This is a genomic window from Kitasatospora sp. NPDC004531 (assembly GCF_053602195.1).
Genome location: NZ_JBSGDD010000004.1, coordinates 15690 through 38630, shown reverse-complemented (window position 1 = coordinate 38630; position 22941 = coordinate 15690). Strand labels below are relative to the sequence as shown.

At 72.4% G+C, this 22941-nt stretch carries 21 protein-coding genes; 2 read left to right on the top strand and 19 right to left on the bottom strand.

Features of this window, described 5'->3' with window-relative positions; all coding sequences use genetic code 11:
• Positions 1–214: 214 nt before the first annotated feature.
• From ACWEMJ_RS03215 to pyrR, 14 genes are all read right to left on the bottom strand, one after another.
• Entirely contained in the window at positions 215–2296 is a 2082-nt protein-coding gene (locus tag ACWEMJ_RS03215; RefSeq protein ID WP_452135210.1) for a primosomal protein N', read from the bottom strand.
• A 92-nt stretch (positions 2297–2388) separates the two neighbouring features.
• A complete protein-coding gene (metK, locus tag ACWEMJ_RS03210) occupies positions 2389–3600 on the bottom strand; it encodes a methionine adenosyltransferase (RefSeq protein WP_452135209.1) in 1212 nt (403 codons plus the stop codon).
• Positions 3601–3848: 248 nt separating this feature from the next.
• Positions 3849–5063, bottom strand: a complete 1215-nt coding sequence (gene coaBC / locus ACWEMJ_RS03205) for a bifunctional phosphopantothenoylcysteine decarboxylase/phosphopantothenate--cysteine ligase CoaBC (protein ID WP_452135208.1) — start codon at positions 5061–5063, stop codon at positions 3849–3851.
• A gap of 185 nt (positions 5064–5248) precedes the next feature.
• Positions 5249–5515, bottom strand: coding sequence for a DNA-directed RNA polymerase subunit omega (rpoZ, locus tag ACWEMJ_RS03200; protein ID WP_033258145.1), 267 nt, complete (start codon positions 5513–5515; stop codon positions 5249–5251).
• Between the two features lie 52 nt (positions 5516–5567).
• Positions 5568–6125: a guanylate kinase gene (gmk, locus tag ACWEMJ_RS03195; RefSeq protein WP_452135207.1), complete on the bottom strand. Its 558-nt coding sequence runs from the start codon at positions 6123–6125 to the stop codon at positions 5568–5570.
• A 48-nt stretch (positions 6126–6173) separates the two neighbouring features.
• A complete protein-coding gene (mihF, locus tag ACWEMJ_RS03190) occupies positions 6174–6500 on the bottom strand; it encodes an integration host factor, actinobacterial type (protein WP_030459182.1) in 327 nt (108 codons plus the stop codon).
• Between the two features lie 229 nt (positions 6501–6729).
• Positions 6730–7569, bottom strand: coding sequence for an orotidine-5'-phosphate decarboxylase (gene pyrF, locus ACWEMJ_RS03185; RefSeq protein WP_452135206.1), 840 nt, complete (start codon positions 7567–7569; stop codon positions 6730–6732).
• A gap of 52 nt (positions 7570–7621) precedes the next feature.
• Complete coding sequence (locus tag ACWEMJ_RS03180; protein ID WP_452135205.1) at positions 7622–8719, bottom strand: quinone-dependent dihydroorotate dehydrogenase; 1098 nt, start codon at positions 8717–8719, stop codon at positions 7622–7624.
• Between the two features lie 84 nt (positions 8720–8803).
• Positions 8804–12112 (bottom strand): carbamoyl-phosphate synthase large subunit, encoded by a 3309-nt coding sequence (gene carB, locus ACWEMJ_RS03175; RefSeq protein WP_452135204.1) that lies wholly within the window; start codon positions 12110–12112, stop codon positions 8804–8806.
• Positions 12105–13262, bottom strand: coding sequence for a glutamine-hydrolyzing carbamoyl-phosphate synthase small subunit (gene carA, locus ACWEMJ_RS03170; protein ID WP_452135203.1), 1158 nt, complete (start codon positions 13260–13262; stop codon positions 12105–12107). Before carA ends, carB begins: the two co-directional genes overlap by 8 nt.
• Positions 13259–13816, bottom strand: coding sequence for a PH-like domain-containing protein (locus tag ACWEMJ_RS03165; protein WP_452135202.1), 558 nt, complete (start codon positions 13814–13816; stop codon positions 13259–13261). Before ACWEMJ_RS03165 ends, carA begins: the two co-directional genes overlap by 4 nt.
• The gene (locus ACWEMJ_RS03160; protein ID WP_452135201.1) at positions 13816–15108 is read right to left on the bottom strand and encodes a dihydroorotase; all 1293 of its coding nucleotides are present in this window, start codon (positions 15106–15108) and stop codon (positions 13816–13818) included. Before ACWEMJ_RS03160 ends, ACWEMJ_RS03165 begins: the two co-directional genes overlap by 1 nt.
• A complete protein-coding gene (locus tag ACWEMJ_RS03155) occupies positions 15105–16085 on the bottom strand; it encodes an aspartate carbamoyltransferase catalytic subunit (RefSeq protein ID WP_452135200.1) in 981 nt (326 codons plus the stop codon). Before ACWEMJ_RS03155 ends, ACWEMJ_RS03160 begins: the two co-directional genes overlap by 4 nt.
• A gap of 6 nt (positions 16086–16091) precedes the next feature.
• Positions 16092–16703: a bifunctional pyr operon transcriptional regulator/uracil phosphoribosyltransferase PyrR gene (gene pyrR, locus ACWEMJ_RS03150; protein WP_452135199.1), complete on the bottom strand. Its 612-nt coding sequence runs from the start codon at positions 16701–16703 to the stop codon at positions 16092–16094.
• Positions 16704–16963: 260 nt separating this feature from the next.
• Here pyrR and bldD point away from each other — a divergent pair, with 260 nt between their 5' ends.
• The gene (bldD, locus tag ACWEMJ_RS03145) at positions 16964–17467 is read left to right on the top strand and encodes a transcriptional regulator BldD (RefSeq protein ID WP_452135198.1); all 504 of its coding nucleotides are present in this window, start codon (positions 16964–16966) and stop codon (positions 17465–17467) included.
• Between the two features lie 88 nt (positions 17468–17555).
• On the opposite strand, the gene ACWEMJ_RS03140 is transcribed toward bldD, so the two are convergent.
• On the bottom strand, positions 17556–18410 hold the full coding sequence (locus ACWEMJ_RS03140) for a hypothetical protein (RefSeq protein WP_452135197.1): 855 nt from the start codon (positions 18408–18410) through the stop codon (positions 17556–17558).
• 288 nt (positions 18411–18698) lie between these two features.
• Here ACWEMJ_RS03140 and ACWEMJ_RS03135 point away from each other — a divergent pair, with 288 nt between their 5' ends.
• Entirely contained in the window at positions 18699–19763 is a 1065-nt protein-coding gene (locus ACWEMJ_RS03135; protein ID WP_452135196.1) for a 2,3-butanediol dehydrogenase, read from the top strand.
• Positions 19764–19780: 17 nt separating this feature from the next.
• Here ACWEMJ_RS03135 and ACWEMJ_RS03130 read toward each other — a convergent pair whose 3' ends face one another.
• From ACWEMJ_RS03130 to ACWEMJ_RS03115, 4 genes are all read right to left on the bottom strand, one after another.
• Positions 19781–20611, bottom strand: coding sequence for a thioesterase family protein (locus tag ACWEMJ_RS03130; protein ID WP_452135195.1), 831 nt, complete (start codon positions 20609–20611; stop codon positions 19781–19783).
• 107 nt (positions 20612–20718) lie between these two features.
• The gene (nusB, locus tag ACWEMJ_RS03125) at positions 20719–21156 is read right to left on the bottom strand and encodes a transcription antitermination factor NusB (protein WP_452135194.1); all 438 of its coding nucleotides are present in this window, start codon (positions 21154–21156) and stop codon (positions 20719–20721) included.
• 2 nt (positions 21157–21158) lie between these two features.
• On the bottom strand, positions 21159–21722 hold the full coding sequence (gene efp, locus ACWEMJ_RS03120; protein ID WP_452135193.1) for an elongation factor P: 564 nt from the start codon (positions 21720–21722) through the stop codon (positions 21159–21161).
• Positions 21723–21791: 69 nt separating this feature from the next.
• Positions 21792–22898: a M24 family metallopeptidase gene (locus ACWEMJ_RS03115; RefSeq protein ID WP_452135192.1), complete on the bottom strand. Its 1107-nt coding sequence runs from the start codon at positions 22896–22898 to the stop codon at positions 21792–21794.
• Positions 22899–22941 lie beyond the last annotated feature (43 nt).

The following is a 22941-nucleotide window of genomic DNA, read 5'->3' as shown; positions in this document are numbered from 1 at the left end:
GGGCGCGGGGAACTGCGCGAAGGGGAACGCACCACGTCCTGAAGATCGCGACGCAGGACAATGACCTGCACGTGATCGCGACCTTGCGGACGTGGTCTGCGCTTGTCGCGCAGTTCCCCGCGCCCCTGTTTTCGCGCCCACCCGCGTTCGCACCCTCCCGCTCCCCGGTTTCGCACCCTCCCCCTCCCCTGTCAGTGCGCTCCTTGCCCTCGCGTCAGCCGATATCTGTCGGGTCGACCCGAATCCGCACCGTCTCCGCCCCCCTCAGCGCCAGCCGGGCAATCTGCGCCGCCTTCAACGCCGAAGCCAGCGCAGCGCCCTGCCCCGGGGCGACCCGCACCAGCGCCCGCTCCGCCGTCTCCCCCTTCGGGGCCCCGGGCCCCCCGTACACCGGCACCGGCCCCAGCACGTCCGCCCCCTCCGGCAGCCGCAGCAGCCCCAAAAGGTCGGCGACCGCCTGCGGCGCCCCCGTCACCGACGCCATCCGCGACACCGGCGGGAACCGCAGCTCCTCCCGCTCGTCGAGTTCCATCCCGGCGTGCCCGGCGGGATCCCACCGCACCAGCGCCTGCACGGCCCGCGCCGACGCCTCCGCGACGACCACCACCGTCCCGCCCTCCCCCACCGGCCGGACCAGCGACGCGGCCGTCAGCCACCGCCGCACCGCCTCCTCCCCGGCCCGCAGATCGGGGCGGTTGAGCAGCGCCCACCCGTCCAGCAGCAGCGCCGCCGCGTAGCCCGGCCCCTCCGCCACCGGCTCCGCGCCCGGCGTCGAGATCACCAGCGCGGGCGAGGCCGGAACGGAGGCGAGCACGGCGTCCCGCCCGGACGTCCGCACCGGCACCCGCGGAAAGGCCTTCCCGAGCTCCTCGGCCGTCCGCCGCACGCCGACCACCTGCGCCCGGAGCCGGAACGACCCGCACTCCGGGCAGTGCCAGTCGCTCTCCTCCGTGCCGCACCACGCGCACACCAGCGCCGCGTCCGCCCCGGGGGACTCCAGCGGGCCGCCGCACGCCCGGCACCGCACCGGTTCGCGGCAGCGCCCGCACGCCAGCCGGGGCGCGTAACCCCGTCGCGGGACCTGAATCAGCACCGGGCCCCGGGTGAGCGCCTCCCGCGCCGTCTCCCACGCCACCGACGGCAGCCGGGCGGCCTGCGCCGCCGCGTCCCGCGCCTGGTCCTGCTCGGTCACCGTCCGCACCCGCGGCGCGACCTGCCGGACCACCTCGCGCGCGGCCGCCAGCGGCCGCGCCCACCCGCTGCGCACCAGCTGCGCGGCCTCGACCGTCATCGAGACCCCGCCCAGCAGCAGCCCCGCGCCCTCCTCCGCGGCGCGCAGCAGCGCCACCTCCCGCACGTGCGGGTACGGCGCGTTCGGGTCGCTGTGGCTGCTGTCGCCGTCCGACCACACCACCACCAGGCCCAGGTCGCGGACGGGCGCGAACACCGCCGCCCGGGTGCCGATCGCGGCGTGCACCGAGCCCCGGCTGACCGACAGCCAGCGCCGGTAGCGCTCCTGCGGCCCCGCCTCGGCGGCCAGCACCGCGTGCCGGCCCTCGCCGAGCACGCCCCGCAGCGCGGCGTCCACCCGCGCCACCGAGCGCCCGTCCGGCAGCACCACCAGCGCGCCCCGGCCGGCGGCGAGCGTCGCCGCCACCGCCCGGGCGATCTCGAACGGCCACTCCGGGCCGGGCAGCGCCGTCCACACCGCGCGCGGCGCGTGCCCGCCCGCCAGCGACGCCAGGAAGTCCGCTCCGTGCGCGTACCGCTCCCAGCTCCCCACCGCCGGGGCCGCGGGCGGCGGCAGCGGCCGCGGCGAGGGCTCGCCCTCCGCGCCCGCGTGCCGCGGCGGGATCGCCAGCTGCAGCACGTCCGCCAACGTCCCCGCGTAGCGGTCGGCGACCGCCCGGCACAGCCGCAGCAGCCGGGGCGAAAGCACCTGTTCGGGCGACAGCACCCGGGCCAGCGGCGCCAGCGGCCCCGCGTAGTCGGAGGTGTCCCGCCGCTCGACGATGAACCCGTCGTGCAACGCGCCGCCCTCGCGCCGCCCGTGCGCGCCCACCCGCCCCCCGAAGCGCACCCGCACCCGGACGCCCGGCCGGGCGTCCTCCGCCATCGCCTCGGGCACCGCGTAGTCGAAGTACTGGTCGAGGCTGAGCACGCCCTTGTCGACCAGCACCCGGGCCACCGGCTGCCGCTCCGCCATCACCACGCCGCGCGCGGCCCTCGGCTTCGCCCGGCGCACCGTCTCCCGGATGAACGCCAACTGCTCCCCGGCCCCGTCCGCGCTGCTCACGCCCCCAACCTATCCGACGGCGCCCACACCACGACGAAGCCGCCCGCCGAGGAGAAATCCCCTCGACGGGCGGCAGTCGTTCAGCGAAGGACTCAGCCGGCGACGGCGGCCTTCAGCGCGTCCACCCGGTCCGTGCGCTCCCAGGTGAAGTCCGGCAGCTCACGGCCGAAGTGGCCGTAGGCGGCGGTCTGCGCGTAGATCGGGCGCAGCAGGTCCAGGTCGCGGATGATCGCGGCCGGCCGCAGGTCGAAGACCTTGCTGACGGCTTCCTGGATCTTCAGCACCGGGACGGACTCGGTGCCGAAGGTCTCCACGAACAGACCGACCGGCTCGGCCTTGCCGATCGCGTACGCGACCTGCACCTCGGCGCGGCTGGCCAGGCCGGCGGCGACGATGTTCTTGGCCACCCAGCGCATCGCGTACGCGGCGGAGCGGTCGACCTTGGACGGGTCCTTGCCGGAGAACGCGCCGCCACCGTGGCGGGCCATGCCGCCGTAGGTGTCGATGATGATCTTGCGGCCGGTGAGGCCGGCGTCGCCCATCGGGCCGCCGATCTCGAAGCGGCCGGTCGGGTTGACCAGCAGGCGGTAGCCCTCGGTGTTCAGCTTGATGCCCTGGTCGGCGAGCGCCTTGAGCTCCGGCTCCACCACGAACTCGCGGATGTCCGGGGTGAGCAGCGACTCCAGGTCGATGTCCGAGGCGTGCTGCGAGGAGACCACCACGGTGTCCAGGCGCACGGCGCGGTCGCCGTCGTACTCGATGGTGACCTGGGTCTTGCCGTCGGGGCGCAGGTACGGGATCGTCCCGTTCTTGCGGACCTCGGTCAGGCGGCGCGAGAGCCGGTGCGCGAGGGTGATCGGCAGCGGCATCAGCTCGGGGGTGTCGTCGCAGGCGTAGCCGAACATCAGGCCCTGGTCGCCGGCGCCCTGCCGGTCCAGCTCGTCCTCGACGTCGCCCTCGACGCGGTGCTCGTGCGCGGTGTCGACGCCCTGGGCGATGTCGGGCGACTGCGCGCCGATCGACACCGAGACGCCGCAGGAGGCGCCGTCGAAGCCCTTCTTGGACGAGTCGTAGCCGATCTCCAGGATCTTCTCGCGGACGAGCTGGGCGATCGGCGCGTACGCCTTGGTGGTGACCTCACCGGCGATGTGCACCAGGCCGGTGGTGATGAGGGTCTCCACGGCGACGCGGGAGGTCGGGTCGTCCTTGAGGAGGGCGTCCAGGATCGTGTCGCTGATCTGGTCAGCGATCTTGTCGGGGTGGCCCTCGGTGACGGACTCCGAGGTGAACAGGCGGCGAGACACAGCGCTCCCTGGGGTTGCAGCGGCTGCTGACTGAATGCACTCGGAAGTCCCGAGGCATCCGGAAAGACTTGATTCCTGCTGTGGAGTGTAACGGTCGGCTACCGATCGCGGACACTCTCCGGGCAGCTCGAACATGTCCGCGATATGGATCACATCCGGATGAAACCTGGCGAAACGTCCGCTCAACAGCCCGGAATCGATCCCAACTCGCAGGACGATTCCGGGTGTTGCGGCAGCCGATCGGCGAATCAGGCGGCCCCGCCGGGCAGTCGGCCGGCCACCTGGTCCCAGATCGCGTCGGCCAGCACGTCCTTCGGACCGTCCGCGATGTGGACCTCCGAGCCGTCCGCGCCGAGCAGCACCGCGCTGTTGGTGTCCTGGCCGAACGCCTTGCCGTCGCCGACCTCGTTGACCACCAGCAGGTCGCAGCCCTTGCGGGCGAGCTTGGCGCGGCCGTTGGCGAGCACGTCGTCGGTCTCCGCGGCGAAGCCGACCACCACCTGCCCGGGCCGGGCCCGCTCGGCGGAGATCTCGGCCAGCACGTCGGGGTTGCGGACCAGCACGATCGGCGCGGGCTCGACCCCGTCCACCTTCTTGATCTTGCCGGCGGCGTACTCGGCCGGACGGAAGTCGGCGACGGCGGCGGCCATCACCACCGCGTCGGCCTCGGCGGCGGCCTTCAGCACGGCGTCCCGCAGCTGGAGCGCGGTGCCGACCCGGACCACGTCCACCCCGGCCGGGTCGGGCAGCGCGGTGTTCGCGGCAACCAGGGTGACCCGGGCGCCCCGGGCGGCGGCGGTGGCGGCCAGCGCGTAACCCTGCTTGCCGGACGAGCGGTTGCCGAGGAAGCGCACCGGGTCCAGCGGCTCGCGGGTGCCGCCCGCCGAGACCACCACGTGGCGGCCGGCCAGGTCGGGCTCCCGGACGCCGCGGGCCAGCACCCGGCGGCAGGCGGCGAAGATCTCGCCGGGGTCGGGCAGCCGCCCCTTGCCGGTGTCCACGCCGGTCAGCCGGCCCACGGCGGGCTCGATGACGATCGCGCCGCGCCGGCGCAGCGTGGCCACGTTCTCCTGGGTGGCGGGGTGCTCCCACATCTCGGTGTGCATGGCGGGCGCGAACACCACCGGGCAGCGCGCGGTCAGCAGGGTGTTGGTGAGCAGGTCGTCGGCGAGGCCGTGGGCGGCCTTGGCGAGCAGGTCGGCGGTGGCGGGGGCGACCACCACCAGGTCGGCCTGCTGCCCGATCCGCACGTGCGGGACTTCGTGCACCCGCTCCCAGGTCTCGGTGGCGGCGGGCCGCCCGGACAGCGCCGCCCAGGTCGCCTCGCCGACGAAGTGCAGCGCGGCGGCGGTCGGCACCACCTGCACCTGGTGCCCGGACTCGGTGAACCGGCGCAGCAGTTCGCAGGCCTTGTAGGCGGCGATCCCGCCGCTGACACCGAGGACGACACGGGGCGCGGTCATGGCGGTCGATTCTCCTAACGACGGGTCAACCCAGCCACCTTACGACCCGCCGCGACGCGCCTGCGACGTGGCGGCGCGCACACCACCGGCCGAGCGCCCGCGGCCCGGCGGCGCGCACACCGCATGTCGAAGGCCCGCCCGCTGCGCGTGCGCAGTGGACGGGCCTTCGACGGGTGTCGCGGGGCTCAGACGCCCTCGACCGCCTCGGCGGTGAGCAGGCCGGCGTTGATCTCGCGGAGCGCGATCGACAGCGGCTTCTCGTGCACGTGGGTGTCGACCAGCGGGCCGACGTACTCCAGCAGGCCCTCGCCCAGCTGGGAGTAGTACGCGTTGATCTGGCGGGCGCGCTTGGCCGCGTAGATCACCAGGCTGTACTTGGAGTCGGTGGCCTCGAGCAGCTCGTCGATCGGCGGGTTGATGATGCCCTCGGGCGCGGTCATCGAAGAGGACACGCTGAACCTTCCGAAGTGGTTTTCATGGATCGGCCGGATGCAGCCGATCCGGTCACGCTACACCGAGCAAGGCTAGCAGTTCGGCCGCTACCTGCTCGACGGAGGTGTTGACAAGCGTCGTGTCGAACTCGGCCTCGGCGGCCAGCTCGATCCGGGCCGCCGCCAGCCGCTCGTCGATGACGTCCTGCGACTCGGTGCCCCGGCCGGTGAGCCGGCGCACCAGCTCGTCCCAGCTCGGCGGGGCCAGGAAGACCAACTGGGCCTCGGGCATGGACTCCTTGACCTGCCGGGCGCCCTGGAGGTCGATCTCCAGCAGCACCGGCTCGCCCTTGTCCAGCTTGTCGACGACGGCCTGCCGGGGGGTGCCGTACCGGTTGCCGGCGAACACCGCCCACTCCAGCAGTTCGCCGTTGGCGACGAGCTTGTCGAACTGCTCGTTGTCGACGAAGTGGTACTGCACACCGTCGCGCTCACCGGGCCGCGGGTGGCGGGTCGTCGCCGACACCGACAGCCAGACCTCGGGGAACTGCTTCCTCATATGAGCGACGACCGTGCTCTTGCCGACCCCTGAAGGGCCGGAGAGCACGGTCAGCCGCGGACGCTCACTCATGTACCGATTATCCCGGATCGCGGAGGTTTCTCCGACACCGGCCTCCGTTCAGGAGGCGGCGCCGCCGAACTCCCGCTCCAGGGACGCGATCTGGTTCGTACCGAGACCCCGCACACGACGGCTCTCGGAGATGCCGAGACGCTCCATGATCTGCTTGGCGCGGACCTTGCCGACACCCGGCAGGGACTCCAGCAGAGCGGAGACCTTCATCTTGCCGATGACCTCGTCGTCGGACTTGCCGGCCTTGATGACGTCGTGCAGCGAGGCGCCCGAGTGCTTCAGCCGGTTCTTGACGTCGGCACGCTTCCGGCGAGCCTCGGCGGCCTTGGCGAGCGCGGCGGTGCGCTGTTCGGGAGTAAGGGGCGGAAGAGCCACGCCGTTCACCTCAGGTGTGGATGGAAGGGATGAGCCATGACTGGGTTGTGCCCGGACGCCACAGGCTCTGACCTGCGACGGTGGCCGGAACCACCGCCAACTGGCGTCCTACCGCCGGACACTACCCAACTTGGGCCGCCACGTCAGGAAAAGAACACGAAAAGTCCAGGTCAGCAGGGGCCGACCCGGGACTTTTCCGGGCAAATCAGCCGAGTTGACCGTCTCGGAGTCACGCGTTTGTGACGGCCCTCACATCATCGACGAACACCTGCGCGGCCTGCCGCAGCGCCGCCACCGACGGACCGTGCTTGAGCACGTCACGGCTCACGCTGGGCACCACGTTGCGCACCTGGTCGCCGAACACCCGCGGCAGGTCCTGCGCGGTGGCGCCCTGCGCGCCCACGCCGGGGGCCAGCAGCGGGCCGTTGATCGCCAGGTCCACCCCGGCGTCCGCGAGCGTCGCGCCGACCACCGCGCCGAACGAACCCAGCGGCGCCGCACCGGAGTTCTCCGCCGCGAGCCGCCGCAGCACGGCCTGCGCGACGCTCTCGCCGTCCGCGCCGACGGCGCGCTGCACCTCGTGGCCCTCGGGGTTGGAGGTCAGCGCCAGCGCGAACAGGCCGCAGCCGTTGGCGTGCGCCAGGTCGACGGCCGGCTGGAGCGAGCCGAAGCCCAGGTACGGGCTGACGGTGAGCGCGTCGGAGAACAGCGGGCTGTCCGGCGACAGGAAGGTCTCCGCGTAGGCGGCCATGGTGGAGCCGATGTCGCCGCGCTTGGCGTCCATCAGCACCAGCGCGCCGGCCTCCCGGGCCTCGGCGACGGTGCGCTCCAGCACCGCGATGCCGCGGCTGCCGAAGCGCTCGAAGAACGCCGACTGCGGCTTCAGCACGGCGACCCGGTCGGCCAGCGCCTCGACCACCGTGCGGGAGAAGGCCTCCAGGCCCGCCAGGTCGTCGTTCAGGCCCCAGGCGGTGAGCAGCGAGCCGTGCGGGTCGATGCCGACGCAGAGCTGGCCGCGGGTGTCGAGGGCGGTCCGCAGGCGGGTGCCGAACGGCGTGGTGTCAGTCATCGGTGTCTTCCTCAAGTGGTCTTCGTCGAAAGGTCGTTGGGGTCGGGCGCGGTCAGCCGACGCCCTTGCCGACCGCCTCGCCGATCGACGCGTAGCCGGCGGCGCGCAGGCGCGCGGACAGGCCCTTGTGGACCTTGCGCATCCAGAACGGGCCTTCGTAGATGAACGCGGAGTAGCCCTGCACCAGGTCGGCGCCGGCCAGGATGCGCTGCCAGGCGTCCTCGGCGGTCTCGATGCCGCCGACCGAGACGATGGTGAGCCGGCCCTCGGTGCGCTTGCGGAGCCGTTCCAGCACCTCCAGCGAGCGGGCCTTGAGCGGGGCGCCGGAGAGGCCGCCCATGCCGATCTCCTCGATCCGCGCGGCGGGGGTGCGCAGGCCCTGGCGGCCGATGGTGGTGTTGGTGGCGATGATGCCGTCCAGGCCGAGGTGCAGCGCCATGTCGGCGATCTCGTCGATGTCCTCGTCGGCCAGGTCGGGGGCGATCTTCACCAGCAGCGGCACGTGGTGCGTGGTGACCTCGTCGGCGGCCTTGCGCACGTCCCACAGCAGCGGGCCGAGGATCTGCACGGCCTGCAGGTTGCGCAGCCCGGGGGTGTTCGGCGAGGAGACGTTGACGACCAGGTAGTCGGCGTACGGGGCGAGCGCCTTGGCCGACTTCAGGTAGTCGGCGGTGGCCTCGTCCTCGGGGACGACCTTGGTCTTGCCGATGTTGACGCCGATCACCGGGGTGTTGCTGGTGTGCGGGCGGGCGGCGAGGCGGGCGGCGACCCGGTCGGCGCCCTGGTTGTTGAAGCCCATCCGGTTGATCAGCGCGCGGTCCTCGACCAGCCGGAACAGGCGCGGCGCGGGGTTGCCGGGCTGGGCCTCGCCGGTGACGGTGCCGATCTCGACGTAGTCGAAGCCGAGCATCGACAGGCCGTCGATGCCGATGCCGTTCTTGTCGAAGCCCGCGCCGAGGCCGAACGGGCCGGGCAGGTCGAGCCCGAGCGCGGTGGTGCGCAGCCTGGGGTCGCGCGGCGCGAGCACGGCCCGCACCAGCGAGCGCAGGCCGGGCACCGAGTTCGCCAGCCGGATCCAGAAGAACGCCAGGTGGTGGGCCTTCTCCGGGTCCATCTTCTTGAACAGCAGATTGAACAGCAGCTTGTACACGAGGGGCCTCCGACGGCGCTCTGGGCTCGGGCATGGACGTGGGGGGCACCCGGCTCGCGCGGTGTGCCCCCCACGGTTGTCGACCTACTGGCGGCCGGAGTTGATCAGCGCGGCGTGCTCCTGGAGCGACATCACGCCGACCTCGCCGCGGTGCAGCGCGTCGATGCCCTGCACGGCCGCGCCCATCGCCTGCACGGTGGTCAGGCAGGGGACGCCGCGGGAGACCGCGGCGGTGCGGATCTCGTAGCCGTCCATCCGGCCGCCGGTGCCGTACGGGGTGTTGATGATGAGGTCGATGCCGCCCTCGTGGATCAGCTGGACGATGGTCTTCTCGCCGCCCTCGCCCTCGCCCTCGGAGTGCTTGCGCACCACGGTGGCGGGGATGCCGGCCCGCTGCAGGACCTCGGCGGTGCCGGTGGTGGCGAGCAGTTCGAAGCCGAGCTCGACCAGCGCGCGGGCCGGAAAGACCAGGTTGCGCTTGTCGCGGTTGGCGACCGAGACGAACACCTTGCCGCTGGTGGGCAGGGCACCGTACGCGCCGGTCTGGGACTTCGCGTAGGCGGTGCCGAAGACCCGGTCGATGCCCATGACCTCGCCGGTGGAGCGCATCTCCGGGCCGAGCACGGTGTCCACGCCGCGGCCGTGCACGTCGCGGAAGCGCGACCACGGCATCACGGCCTCCTTGACGGAGATCGGCGCGTCGGCCGGCAGCGTGCCGCCGTCGCCCTCGCGCGGCAGCAGGCCCTCGGCGCGCAGCTCGGCGATGGTGGCGCCGAGCGAGATCCGGGCGGCGGCCTTGGCCAGCGGCACGGCGGTCGCCTTGGAGGTGAACGGCACGGTGCGGGAGGCGCGCGGGTTGGCCTCCAGCACGTACAGGATGTCGCCGGACAGCGCGAACTGGATGTTGATCAGGCCGCGGACGCCGACGCCCTTGGCGATGCCCTCGGTGGCCGAGCGCAGCCGCTTGATGTCGAACCCGCCGAGGGTGATCGGCGGCAGCGCGCACGCGGAGTCGCCGGAGTGGATGCCGGCCTCCTCGATGTGCTCCATGACGCCGCCCAGGTACAGCTCCTGGCCGTCGTACAGCGCGTCCACGTCGATCTCGACCGCGTCGTCCAGGAAGCGGTCGATCAGCACCGGGTGCTCGGAGATCAGGCCGGCGTGCCGCTCCAGGTAGGAGGCGAGCGAGGCCTCGTCGTAGACGATCTCCATGCCGCGGCCGCCGAGCACGTAGGACGGGCGGGCCAGCACGGGGTAGCCGATCTCGTCGGCGATGGCCTTGGCCTCGTCGAAGGAGAAGGCGGTGCCGTGCTTGGGCGCGGGCAGGCCCGCCTCCTTGAGCACCCGGCCGAACGCGCCGCGCTCCTCGGCGAGGTGGATCGCCTCGGGCGAGGTGCCGACCACCGGCACGCCGTTGTCCTTGAGCGCCTGCGCCAGGCCCAGCGGGGTCTGGCCGCCGAGCTGCACGATGACGCCGGCCAGCGGGCCGGCCTGCTGCTCGGCGTGGACGATCTCCAGCACGTCCTCCAGGGTGAGCGGCTCGAAGTACAGCCGGTCGGAGGTGTCGTAGTCGGTGGAGACGGTCTCCGGGTTGCAGTTGACCATCACGGTCTCGTACCCGGCGTCGGCGAGCGCGAACGACGCGTGCACGCAGGAGTAGTCGAACTCGATGCCCTGGCCGATCCGGTTCGGGCCGGAGCCCAGGATGATCACGGCGGGCTTGGTGCGCGGGGCGACCTCGCTCTCCTCGTCGTAGGACGAGTAGAAGTACGGGGTCTTGGCGGCGAACTCGGCGGCGCAGGTGTCGACGGTCTTGAACACCGGGCGGATGCCGAGCGCGTGCCGCACCTCGCGGACCACGTCGGCCTTGAGGCCGCGGATCTCGCCGATCTGCTGGTCGGAGAAGCCGTGCCGCTTGGCGTGGCGCAGCAGCTCCGGGTCGAGCTTGTCGCCCTCGGCGAGCTCGACGGCGATCTCGTGGATCAGGAAGAGCTGGTCGACGAACCACGGGTCGATCCGGGTGGCGTCGAACACCTCCTCGGGGGTGGCGCCGGCCCGGATCGCCTGCATGACGGTGTTGATCCGGCCGTCGGTCGGGACGACCGCCTTGGCCAGCAGCTCCGCCTTGTCGCCGGGCTCGCCGGTGAAGGCGAACTGCGAGCCCTTCTTCTCCAGCGAGCGCAGCGCCTTGTTCAGCGCCTCGGGGAAGTTGCGGCCCATCGCCATGGCCTCGCCGACCGACTTCATGGTGGTGGTCAGCGTGGCGTCGGCGGACGGGAACTTCTCGAACGCGAACCGCGGCACCTTGACGACCACGTAGTCGAGCGTCGGCTCGAAGGAGGCCGGGGTCTGCTCGGTGATGTCGTTGGGGATCTCGTCCAGCGTGTAGCCGACGGCCAGCTTGGCGGCGATCTTGGCGATCGGGAAGCCGGTGGCCTTCGAGGCGAGCGCGGAGGAGCGCGAGACGCGCGGGTTCATCTCGATGACGATGACCCGGCCGTCGACGGGGTTGACGGCGAACTGGATGTTGCAGCCGCCGGTGTCGACGCCGACCTCGCGGATCACGGCGATGCCGATGTCGCGCAGGATCTGGTACTCGCGGTCGGTGAGCGTCATCGCCGGGGCGACGGTGATGGAGTCGCCGGTGTGGACGCCCATCGGGTCGAAGTTCTCGATGGAGCAGACCACCACGACGTTGTCGTTCTTGTCGCGCATCAGCTCCAGCTCGTACTCCTTCCAGCCGAGGATGGACTCCTCCAGGAGCACCTCGGTGGTCGGCGAGAGGGCCAGGCCCTGGCCGGCGATGCGGCGCAGGTCCTCCTCGTCGTGGGCGAAGCCGGAGCCGGCGCCGCCCATGGTGAAGGAGGGGCGGACCACGACCGGGTAGCCGCCGAGCGTCTCGACGCCGGCGAGCACGTCCTCCATGGAGTGGCAGATCACCGAGCGGGCGGACTCGCCGTGGCCGATCTTGGCGTTGACGGCCTCGACCACGCCCTTGAACAGCTCGCGGTCCTCGCCCTTGTTGATCGCCTCGACGTCGGCGCCGATCAGCTCGACGTCGTACTTGTCGAGGGTGCCGGCCTTGTGCAGGGAGATCGCGGTGTTCAGCGCGGTCTGGCCGCCGAGGGTCGGCAGCAGCGCGTCGGGGCGCTCCTTGGCGATGATCTTCTCGACGAACTCGGGGGTGATCGGCTCGACGTAGGTGGCGTCGGCGATCTCCGGGTCGGTCATGATGGTCGCCGGGTTGGAGTTGACCAGGATGACCCGCAGCCCCTCGGCCTTGAGCACCCGGCAGGCCTGCGTACCCGAGTAGTCGAACTCCGCCGCCTGGCCGATGACGATGGGGCCGGAGCCGATCACCAGGACGGACTTGATGTCGGTGCGCTTAGGCACGCTGGGCCTCCATAAGGCTCACGAAGCGGTCGAAGAGGTAGGCGGCGTCGTGCGGGCCGGCTGCCGCTTCGGGGTGGTACTGCACGCTGAAGGCGGGGACGTCGAGTGCCTGCAGGCCCTCGACCACGTCGTCGTTGAGGCAGACGTGGGAGACCTCGACCCGCCCGAAGGGGGTGTCGCTCACCTTGTCCAGCGGCGCGTTCACGGCGAAGCCGTGGTTGTGGGCGGTCACCTCGACCTTGCCGGTGGTGCGGTCCTGCACCGGCTGGTTGATGCCGCGGTGGCCGTACTTGAGCTTGTAGGTGCCGAACCCGAAGGCCCGGCCGAGGATCTGGTTGCCGAAGCAGATGCCGAAGAACGGGGTCTTCTTGGCCAGCACCTCGCGCAGCACCTCGACCTGCCGGTCGGCGGTGGCCGGGTCGCCCGGGCCGTTGGAGAAGAACACGCCGTCGGGCTGCACCGCGTAGATGTCCTCGGCGGTGGCGTTCGCGGGCAGCACGTGCACCTCGATGCCGCGCTCGGCCATCCGGTGCGGGGTCATGCCCTTGATGCCGAGGTCGACGGCGGCGACGGTGAACTTCTTCTCGCCGATCGCGGGGACGACGTAGGCCTCCTTGGTGGCGACCTCGGCGCACAGGTCGGCGCCCTTCATCTCCGGGGCCTGCTGGACCTTGGCGAGCAGCGCCGCCGGGTCCTCGACGGCCGGGCCGGAGAAGATGCCGACGCGCATCGCGCCGCGCTCGCGCAGGTGGCGGGTGAGCGCGCGGGTGTCGATCCCGCTGATGCCGACCACGCCCTGGCGCTCCAGCTCCTCGTCCAGCGAGCGCTTCGCCCGCCAGTTGGAGGCGATCCGGGAGGGGTCGCGGACGACGTAGCCGGCGACCCAGATCTGCTGCGACTCGTCGTCCTCGTCGTTCCAGCCGGTGTTGCCGATCTGCGGGGCGGTCATCACGACCACCTGGCGGTGGTAGGACGGGTCGGTCAGGGTCTCCTGGTAGCCGGACATGCCGGTGTTGAAGACCGCCTCGCCGAAGGTCTCGCCGACCGCGCCGTAGGCCTGGCCGCGGAACGTCCGGCCGTCCTCCAGGACGAGCACGGCGGGCACTCGCTCCCGCCTGGGGCGCTGCGTGGTGGGGGCAGGTGCGGTCATCTCGCGGCCTCTTCCGTCTTCTTCGTCTTCGTACGTGTTACCAGTGCCTCGACGGCCTCGACCCAGGCGTCGTGATCGGCGGCGGAATCCAACCGGAAACCGCTTTCCAGCTCACCGTCGCCGTGCGTCCAGCCGACCACCAGCAGGCCCGAGGGGACCACCTTGCCGGCGATGCCGGAGTCGGTGCGGGCGCCGGTGAGGGCTTCGGCGGGGATCCACAGGTCGTCCGCGCCGGGGCGGCGGGCCAGCAGGCCCTGTTCGGTGAGGGTGAGCTCGGCCAGGCTGCGGTGGCCCAGGCCGTGCGCGACGACCCGGTCCAGCCAGTTCCCGGCGGTGGTGGAGCCGTGGTACCGGCCGGGGCCGGCCAGCAGGGCCGCGCCCGGCTGCTCGGGCGCCGCGGGCAGTTCCGGCAGGCCGGACTGCAGGGTCCGGCGCCAGTTCCAGCCCTGTCGCATCAGCCAGTAGACCAGCGCGACCAGGATCAGCAGGCCGACCGTCGCACCGATGTACCCGGGCCAGTCGGTCACCCGGCCCTTCTCGGTGGCGAGCAGCATCAGTGCTCGACCAGTTCGCCGGCGAGCACGGTGGCCTCGCCGCGCAGGAAGGTGGCGTGCACCCGTCCGGGCAGGTCCATGCCCTTGTACGGGCTGTTGCGGGAGCGGGTGGCGAAGGTGTCGGGGTTCACGACTCCACGGTACGCGGGATCGAAGAGCACCAGGTTGGCGGGCTCACCCACCGAGATCGGACGCCCGTGGCCGGTCAGCCGGCCGATCCGCGCCGGGCGGTGCGACATCCGGTCCGCGACGCCCTCCCAGTTCAGCAGGCCGGTGTCCACCATGGTCTGCTGCACGACCGACAGCGCGGTCTCCAGGCCGACCATGCCCATCGCGGCGACCGCCCACTCGCAGTCCTTGTCCTCCGCCGGGTGCGGGGCGTGGTCGGTGGCGACGGCGTCGATGGTGCCGTCGGCCAGCGCGGCGCGCAGCGCCTCGACGTCGGCGGCGGTGCGCAGCGGCGGGTTGACCTTGTACACCGGGTCGTAGCTGCGGACGAGTTCGTCGGTGAGCAGCAGGTGGTGCGGGGTGACCTCGGCGGTGACGTCCCAGCCCTTGCCCTTGGCCCAGCGGACGATCTCCACCGAGCCGGCCGTGGACAGGTGGCAGATGTGCACCCGGGAGCCGACGTGCGCGGCCAGCAGCACGTCCCGGGCGATGATCGACTCCTCGGCGACGGCGGGCCAGCCGCCGAGGCCGAGCTCGCCGGAGACCAGGCCCTCGTTCATCTGGGCGCCGGCGGTCAGCCGGGGCTCCTGGGCGTGCTGGGCGACGACGCCGTCGAAGGCCTTCACGTACTCCAGCGCGCGGCGCATGATCACCGCGTCGTCCACGCACTTGCCGTCGTCGGAGAACATCCGCACGCCGGCGGCGGAGTCGTGCATCGCGCCGAGCTCGGCGAGCTGCCTGCCCTCCAGGCCGACGGTGACGGCGCCGACCGGCTGCACGTCGCAGTAGCCGGACTCCTGGCCGAGCCGCCAGACCTGCTCGACGACGCCGGCGGTGTCGGCGACCGGGAAGGTGTTGGCCATCGCGTGCACGGCGGTGTAGCCGCCCATCGCGGCGGCCCGGGTGCCGGTGAGCACGGTCTCGGCGTCCTCGCGGCCGGGCTCGCGCAGGTGGGTGTGCAGGTCGACCAGGCCGGGCAGGGCGACCAGGCCGGTGGCGTCGATCTCGATGTCGGCCGGCACGTCGAGGTTCTCGCCGATCGCGGCGAAGACGCCGTCGACGAGGTGGATGTCCTGGGGGGCGCCGCCGAGGATCTGGGCGTTGCGGATCAGGTAGGTGGTCACTGGGCGGCCTCCAGGGTTTCGGTGGTGCGGGGTGCGTCGGCCATGGTGGCTCCGCCGAGCAGCAGGTACAGGACGGCCATCCGGACCGAGACGCCGTTGGCGACCTGCTCGACCACGGTGCAGCGCGGCGAGTCGGCGACCTCGGCGGTGATCTCCATGCCGCGGACCATCGGGCCGGGGTGCAGCACGACGGCGTGCTCCGGCATGGTGGCCAGGCGCTGCCCGTCCAGGCCGTAGCGGCGCGAGTACTCGCGCTCGGTGGGGAAGAACGCGGCGTTCATCCGCTCGCGCTGGACGCGCAGCATCATCACGGCGTCGACCTTGGGCAGCACCGCGTCCAGGTCGTAGGACACCTGGCAGGGCCAGGTCTCGATGCCGATCGGCAGCAGCGTCGGCGGGGCGACGAAGGTGACCTCCGCGCCGAGCGTGGTCAGCAGGTGCACGTTGGAGCGGGCGACCCGGCTGTGCAGGATGTCGCCGACGATGGCCACCTTGCGGCCGGCCAGGTCGCGGCCGAGGCCCGGGTTGAGGTGGCGGCGCATGGTGAACGCGTCCAGCAGCGCCTGGGTGGGGTGCTCGTGGGTGCCGTCGCCGGCGTTGATGACGCTGCCGTGCAGCCAGTCGGAGTCGGCGAGGCGGGCGGGCGCGCCGGAGGCGTGGTGGCGGATCACCACGGCGTCGGCGCCCATCGCCTGCAGGGTCAGCGCGGTGTCCTTGAGGCTTTCGCCCTTGGAGACCGAGGAGCCCTTGGCGGAGAAGTTGATGACGTCGGCGGACAGCCGCTTCTCGGCGACCTCGAAGGAGGTCTTGGTGCGGGTGGAGTCCTCGAAGAACAGGTTGACGACGGTGCGGCCGCGCAGCGTGGGGAGCTTCTTGACGGCCCGGCCGGAGAGCTGGGCGAGCTCCTCGGCGGTGTCCAGGATCAGCAGCGCGTCGTCGCGGCTGAGGTCGGCGGCGGAGACGAGGTGGCGCTTCACGCGGGTTTACTCCGGGAGCTGGGGGTCGGCGGCGAGGGCCTGGGAGGAGCGCGCGGCGTAGTCGCGGTCGCCGAGCAGGACGGCGTCGCGGCCGTCGGTCTCGGAGAGCTGGACCTGCACGGCTTCGCGCAGCGAGGTGGGCAGGTTCTTGCCCACGTAGTCGGCGCGGATCGGGAGTTCGCGGTGGCCGCGGTCGACCAGCACGGCGAGCTGCACGGCGCGCGGGCGGCCGATGTCGCCGAGCGCGTCGAGGGCGGCCCGGATGGTGCGGCCGGAGAACAGCACGTCGTCGACCAGGATCACCAGCCTGCCGTCGATGCCGTCGGCGGGGATCTCGGTGTGCTCCAGGGCCCGGGCGGGCTTCAGCCGCAGGTCGTCCCGGTACATGGTGATGTCCAGCGTGCCGAACGGGATCTCCCGGCCGGTGATCTGGGTGAGCCTGGCCTGCAGCCGGCGGGCCAGGTGGACGCCGCGGGTGTGGATGCCCAGCAGCACGACGTCCTCGGCGCCCTTGGCGCGCTCCACGATCTCGTGGGCGATCCGGGTGACGACCCGGGCGACGTCGGTGGCGTCCAGCACCTGGTGCGGGGCGCGGGGGGCGGAACTGGGTGTGGTCATGCCGAAGCGGACCTCCTTCCCCGCCTCACGGGACGGGTCTTAAAGGATGTCGGGAAGGGTTTCCGGCCGCAGCCGGAGCCTCGCTCATCGTAGCAGTGCGCTGATCTCGACCCGCCCGACGCGCGTTCGCACGAGTGCCCCATTCGGCTTGACGCGCCACCCTCACTCTACGTAACCTCACAGGGAGTTACGAAGGTGCTCCGCAGTGAGCGCTCGTCGCTCCCAATCCAGCGCACGCGAAATCTCGTCCGGGGAGATCCATGTCCAGCGACTACGCGAAGCAGCTCGGGGCCAAGCTCCGGGCGATCCGCACTCAGCAGGGTCTCTCCCTGCACGGCGTCGAGGAGAAGTCCACGGGCCGCTGGAAGGCTGTCGTGGTCGGCTCCTACGAGCGCGGCGACCGCGCCGTCACGGTGCAGCGCCTCGCCGAGCTGGCCGATTTCTACGGCGTCCCGGTGCAGGAGCTGCTGCCCGGCGGCACCCCGGGCGGCGCGGCCGAGCCGCCGCCGCGCCTGGTGCTCGACCTGGAGCGGCTGACGCAGGTCCCGTCGGAGAAGGCCGGCCCGCTGCAGCGCTACGCGGCGACCATCCAGTCCCAGCGCGGCGACTACAACGGCAAGGTGCTCTCGATCCGCCAGGACGACCTGCGCACCCTGGCCGTCATCTACGACCAGTCCCCCTCGATCCTCACCGAGCAGCTGATCAGCTGGGGCGTGCTGAACCCGGACGCGCGTCGTGCCGTCCGCGAGGAGGACGCGAGCTGATCCGGCGCTTCGCGCGGAGAAGTGAAGAAACGTCACAGCGGGGCGGGCGGCCGGTTCTCCGGCCACCCGCCCCGCTGTCGTACCTCCGTCAGACCACGGTGCCGAGGCTGAACCCGGGCCCGGCCGGGACGCCGTCGACCGCGAGCTCGGCGGGCGTCCAGTCGAAGCCGGTGCTGCGCCAGGCCCAGGCGACCTGCCGGTACTCGCCGCAGACCGCGCCGGAGCCCTGCGTGCCGTGCAGGACGGCGGCGCCGGGGAGTTCGCCGTACAGGCCGGCGCAGAGCACGGCGGTGATCAGGTCGAGGTCCTCGTCGTGGATCCGCACCGCGCCGTCCTCCCAGTGCAGCACCCGGGCGTGCGCGGACAGCGGCCCGCCGGGGGCGTCCACCGCGACCCGGAACTCGTAGGCCCCGCAGCCGGCACCGACCAGCATCCGGCGGAACAGCTCGGAGGCCTGCTGGTACGTCCAGCGCACCCGCGGGTCGGCGGCGGCCTGCTCCGGCTCGCAGAGCGCGCCGTCCGTCACCAGGTCGGCGTGCAGCAGCGTCAGGCCGCCCTCGCGGGCGCGGACCAGGCGGGGCACGAAGTCGGCGAGGTCCTCGCCGCGGTAGGTGACCAGCTGGGTCTGCAGCGGCGGGTTGACCAGGTAGCCGTCGCGGGCGGCCTGCTCGCCCGGGTCGAAGCCGTGCAGCAGGCAGTAGTCCGCGAAGTCGTCGGGGTGGAACATCCGGGCCCGGACCGTCGCGTACCCGTCCACCGCCTCGGCCAGCACCTCGCCGGTCTCGCGCAGATAGGTGTCGTAGTCGGGCGCGTCGGTGAGCTGCCACTCGCGGGCCCGCACGAAGTCGGCCTCGCTGGTCAGGATCCCGGTGACGAAGGCCTCGTCGCTGCGGCGCGGGGACTCGGCACCGCAACGGCGCGGCCGGCGGCTGTTCCTGGACATCGGTGGCTCCCGGGGATCTCGGTCGAGCAACTGCTGACCGGTCTTCTCCCCGCCCACATCCGTCCCACACACACGGGCTGTCACAAGTCTGCAACTGACCGTCAAGGCCGGGGCGCGGCCTGCCGAGACGGGACCCGGCGCGCCGGGCGGCCCGGGAGGCCGATCCGGGCTCCGTGCCGCAGTGTTTTGACTACTGACCCGATGGGGCCGCGCCACGGCGGGCCCCGGCCCACGTCCGGGCGCGGCACCGGGGCGCGGGCGACAAACCAGTCGAAGGAGCGGTTTCAAGTGAAGGCTGCACGCTACTACGACCGCGGCGACATCCGCATCGAGGACGTCGCGGAGCCCGTCGTACGACCGGGCACGGTGGGCATCGACGTCGCGTACTGCGGGATCTGCGGCACCGACCTGCACGAGTACCTCGACGGGCCGATCTTCGTCCCGCCGGCCGGCCATCCGCACCCGGTCTCCGGCGAGAGCGCCCCCGTGACGCTCGGCCACGAGATGTCCGGCGTGGTGTACGCGGTGGGCGAGGGCGTCGACGACCTGAAGCCGGGCGACCGGGTCGTCGTCGAGCCCTACATCCTGCGCCCCGACGTCGACACCAGCGAGAACAACCCGGTCTACCACCTGTCGCCCGACATGAACTTCATCGGCCTGGGCGGACGCGGCGGCGGGCTCGCCGAGAAGATCGTCGTCGAGCGCCGGTGGGTGCACCCGGTCGGCGACCTCCCGCTGGACCAGGCGGCGCTGATCGAGCCGCTGTCGGTCGGGTACCACGCGTTCCAGCGTTCGGGCGCGAAGGCCGGGGACTTCGCCCTGGTCGGCGGGGCCGGGCCGATCGGGCTGCTGACCTGCGCGGTGCTCAGGGCGATGGGCGTCCAGGTCGCGGTCTCCGAACTCAGCCCGCTGCGCCGGCAGAAGGCGCTGGACGCCAAGGCCGCCGACCACGTCATCGACCCGGCCGCCACCGACGTCGTCGAGGAGGTCCGGCGGCTGACCGGCGGCCGGGGCGCGGACGTCGCGTTCGAGGCGACGTCCGTCAACGCCGTCCTGGACACCCTGTTCGACGCGATCAAGCCGGGCGGTGTGATCACCGTCATCTCGATCTGGGGCAGACCCGCCTCGCTCGACATGCAGAAGCTCGTCCTCAAGGAGGTCGATCTGCGCGGCACCATCGCCTACGTCAACTCCCACCCGCAGACCATCAAGCTGGTGCAGGAGGGGCGGATCGACCTGGCGCCGTTCATCACCGGGGTCATCGGGCTGGAGAACCTCGTCTCGGAGGGCTTCGACACGCTGATCCACCACAACGAGACGGCCGTCAAGATCCTGGTCGACCCCCGCCGCTGAGCCGCCGGCCGGCCCCGTCAGCCCAACGGGCGCGGGGTCTTGGCGAGTTGGCGGGACTGGGCGACCAGGCGGCCGTTCTCGTCCCAGATCTCGCAGTCCTCCTCGAAGTAGCCGCCGGCCACGTTGCGGGTGGCGTGCGAGACGCGCAGCCAGCCGTCGGCGGGCAACGCCCGCAGGTGGACGGTCAGTTCGATGGTGGGGGCCCAGCCGGGGCGGCCCAGGTCGAAGGTGACGGGCGGCAGCGCGTCGGCGGTGAGCAGCAGCGACAGCGGGTCGGCGGGGCGGCCGTCGGCGAGCTTGAACCAGCCCTGGATGCGGCCCTCCTTGGACGGCTGGCCGAGCGCCCAGCCGACGGTGGCCGGGTCAAGGCGCAGGTCAAGGCGCTCCAACAGGGCGGCCTGGGCGATGAGTTCCTTGGGGGCGTGCTCGATCCCGACGCACTGCTCGGGGGCGGGCAGCACCGGCGCGACGGCGGTGGTGGCGACCTCGTCGTCGAGCGCCGCGAGGTCGGTGAAGGCGGCGGTGATCCGCAGCCGCTCCTCGCCGCCCTGGGAGAGGATCGCGCTGCCGGTGGCCAGCGAGCGGCCGCGGCGCATGATCTCGGTGCGGACGGTGGCCGGGCCGGGGCGGGACGGCGAGACGTAGGTGCCGCTGACGGTGAGCGGGTGCGGGTGGCCGGGCCCGGCCTCCAGGGCGAGGGCGTGCGCGGCGAAGGCGAGCAGCAGTCCGCCGTTGACGCCGCCGCCGATCTGCCAGCCGTCGCCGAGCTCGCCGTCGTAGCGGCCGGGCTCGTCGGGGTGCGGGGTGAGCGCGATGCCCCGGTCGAACTCGCTGGTGGTCTCCGGCATGGCTGGGCCCTTCTGCGCAGACGCGAAACTCATTACTTGCCGGTAGCTTACGCGCGAAGGCCGCCGGACCAACAGGTCCGACGGCCTTCGAACAGGCGGGGCGGGGCTCAGCGACGGATGGTCGGCTTGAGCTCCAGGAAGCGGGCGAGCAGACCGTTCACGAAGGCCGGCGACTCGTCCGTCGAGTACTCCTTGGCGATCTCCACGGCCTCGTCCAGGACGACCGCGTCAGGGGTGCCGTCCTCCCAGATGAGCTCGTACGTGCCGAGCCGCAGCACGTTGCGGTCGGCGATCGGCATCCGGTCCAGCGTCCAGCCCACCGCGTAGGTGGAGATCAGGTCGTCGATGGTGCGCGCGTGCTGCGCGTAGCCCTCGACCAGCTGCATCGTGTAGTCCGCGACCTGCGGAATACCCTCGTCCGGACGGGGGTCGCGGGCACGCGCGATCCAGTCGGCGAGCACCCGCTCGGGGGCCACACCGCGGTGGTCCGCCTCGAACAGGATCTGGAAGGCCCGGGTGCGGGCCTTGCTGCGAGCAGCGGCCACGATTACTTGACCCGGCCGAGGTAGCTGCCGTCGCGGGTGTCGACCTTGACCTTCTCGCCGGTGGTGACGAACAGCGGCACCTGGATCTCGGCGCCGGTCTCCAGGGTGGCGGGCTTGGTGCCACCGGTGGAGCGGTCGCCCTGCAGGCCCGGCTCGGTCTCGGAGATGACCAGCTCGACCGCGGCGGGGAGCTCGATGTACAGCGGGACGCCCTCGTTCTGCGCGACCAGGGCCTCGAAGCCCTCCAGCAGGTACTTGGCGGCGTCGCCGACGGTGGCGGAGTCGACCGGGACCTGGTCGTAGGTGTCCATGTCCATGAAGATGAACGCGTCGCCGTCGCGGTACGAGTACTGCATGGTCCGCTTGTCGACGTTGGCGGTCTCGACCTTGATGCCCGCGTTGAAGGTCTTCTCGACGACCTTGCCGGACAGGACCTCCTTCAGCTTGGTGCGCACGAAGGCCGGGCCCTTGCCGGGCTTGACGTGCTGGAACTCGACGACGGTCCAGAGCTTGCCGCCGTCCAGCTTGAGGACCATGCCGTTCTTGAGATCGTTCGTGGTAGCCACGGGCGCACTTACTCCTGATATGTCCGCTGTCAAAGAGCACCAAGCAGCGCGCCGCCGCTGCCCGTCGGGCTACAGCGCGAGGAGCTCCTTGGTGGTGATGGTGAGCAGCTCGGGCCCGCCCTCCTCGGGAGGTCGCACCACGAGCGTGTCCTCGATCCGGACCCCGCCGCGACCCGGGAGATGCACTCCTGGACCGACGGTTACCGGCACGCGATTGTCCAGTTTACCCATGTCGGCGGGCCCGAGGCGCGGTGCCTCCCTGATCTCCAGGCCGATGCCGTGTCCCAGCGGGTGGACGGTGTGCTCGGAGTGGCCCGCGGCCTGCAGGATCGAGCGGGCCGCGTCGTCCGGGACGTGCTGCTCGACGCCCGGCCCGAGCGCCTCCCGGCCGGCCCGCTGGGCGCGGAAGACCAGGCGGTGCAGCTCGACCTGCCAGGCGGCGGGGGCGGCCCCGATCACGAAGGTGCGGGCGGTGGAGATGCCGTAGCCGCGGTACTGCGCGCCGAGCGCGACGGTGAGGAAGTCGCCCTCCTCGACCCGGCGGTCGGTGGGCTGGTGGCGCTCCAGCCCGGAGTGGCTGCCGGTGCCGACGGAGACCGGGAACGCGGCCCGGTCGGCGCCGTGGTCGATCATCCGGCGCTCCAGCTCCATCGCCAGGTGGCGCTCGGTGCGGCCGACCAGGATCGATTCGAGCAGTTCGCCGAGCGCCTGGTCGGCGATCTCGGCGGCGATCCGCAGGTCGGCGAGTTCGTGCTCGTCCTTGACCACCCGCAGCCGCTCCACCGCCCGGTCCAGGTCGAGCAGCCGGGCCGGGGCGGCCAGTGCGGCGACCGCCCGGTGCCGGTCGACCGTCAGGTCGTGCTCCTCGACGGCCAGGTCGCGCACCCGCAGCCGGCCGGCGGCCTCCGCGGCGGCGACGGCGGCGTCCGTCTCGGCGGGCACCGGCAGCCGGGCGACCTCCTCGTCCACCTCGCGCTCCACCGCCTCCTCGGGCGGCAGGTCCTCGGGCAGCGCGAGCACCGCGCGTTCGCGGGTGAGCAGCAGCGCGGCGCCGCACGGCGGGCAGCCGGTCAGGTAGCGGACGTTCGCGGCGCGCGTGATCAGCGCGGCGTCGGCCCCGGAGGCGCTGCAGTACTCGCGGAGGCGTTCGCGTCGGGCGGCGTGCGCGTCGGACATGCTCCGAGCCTACGAACGGGGCACGGGGGCCGCCCGTCGGGAC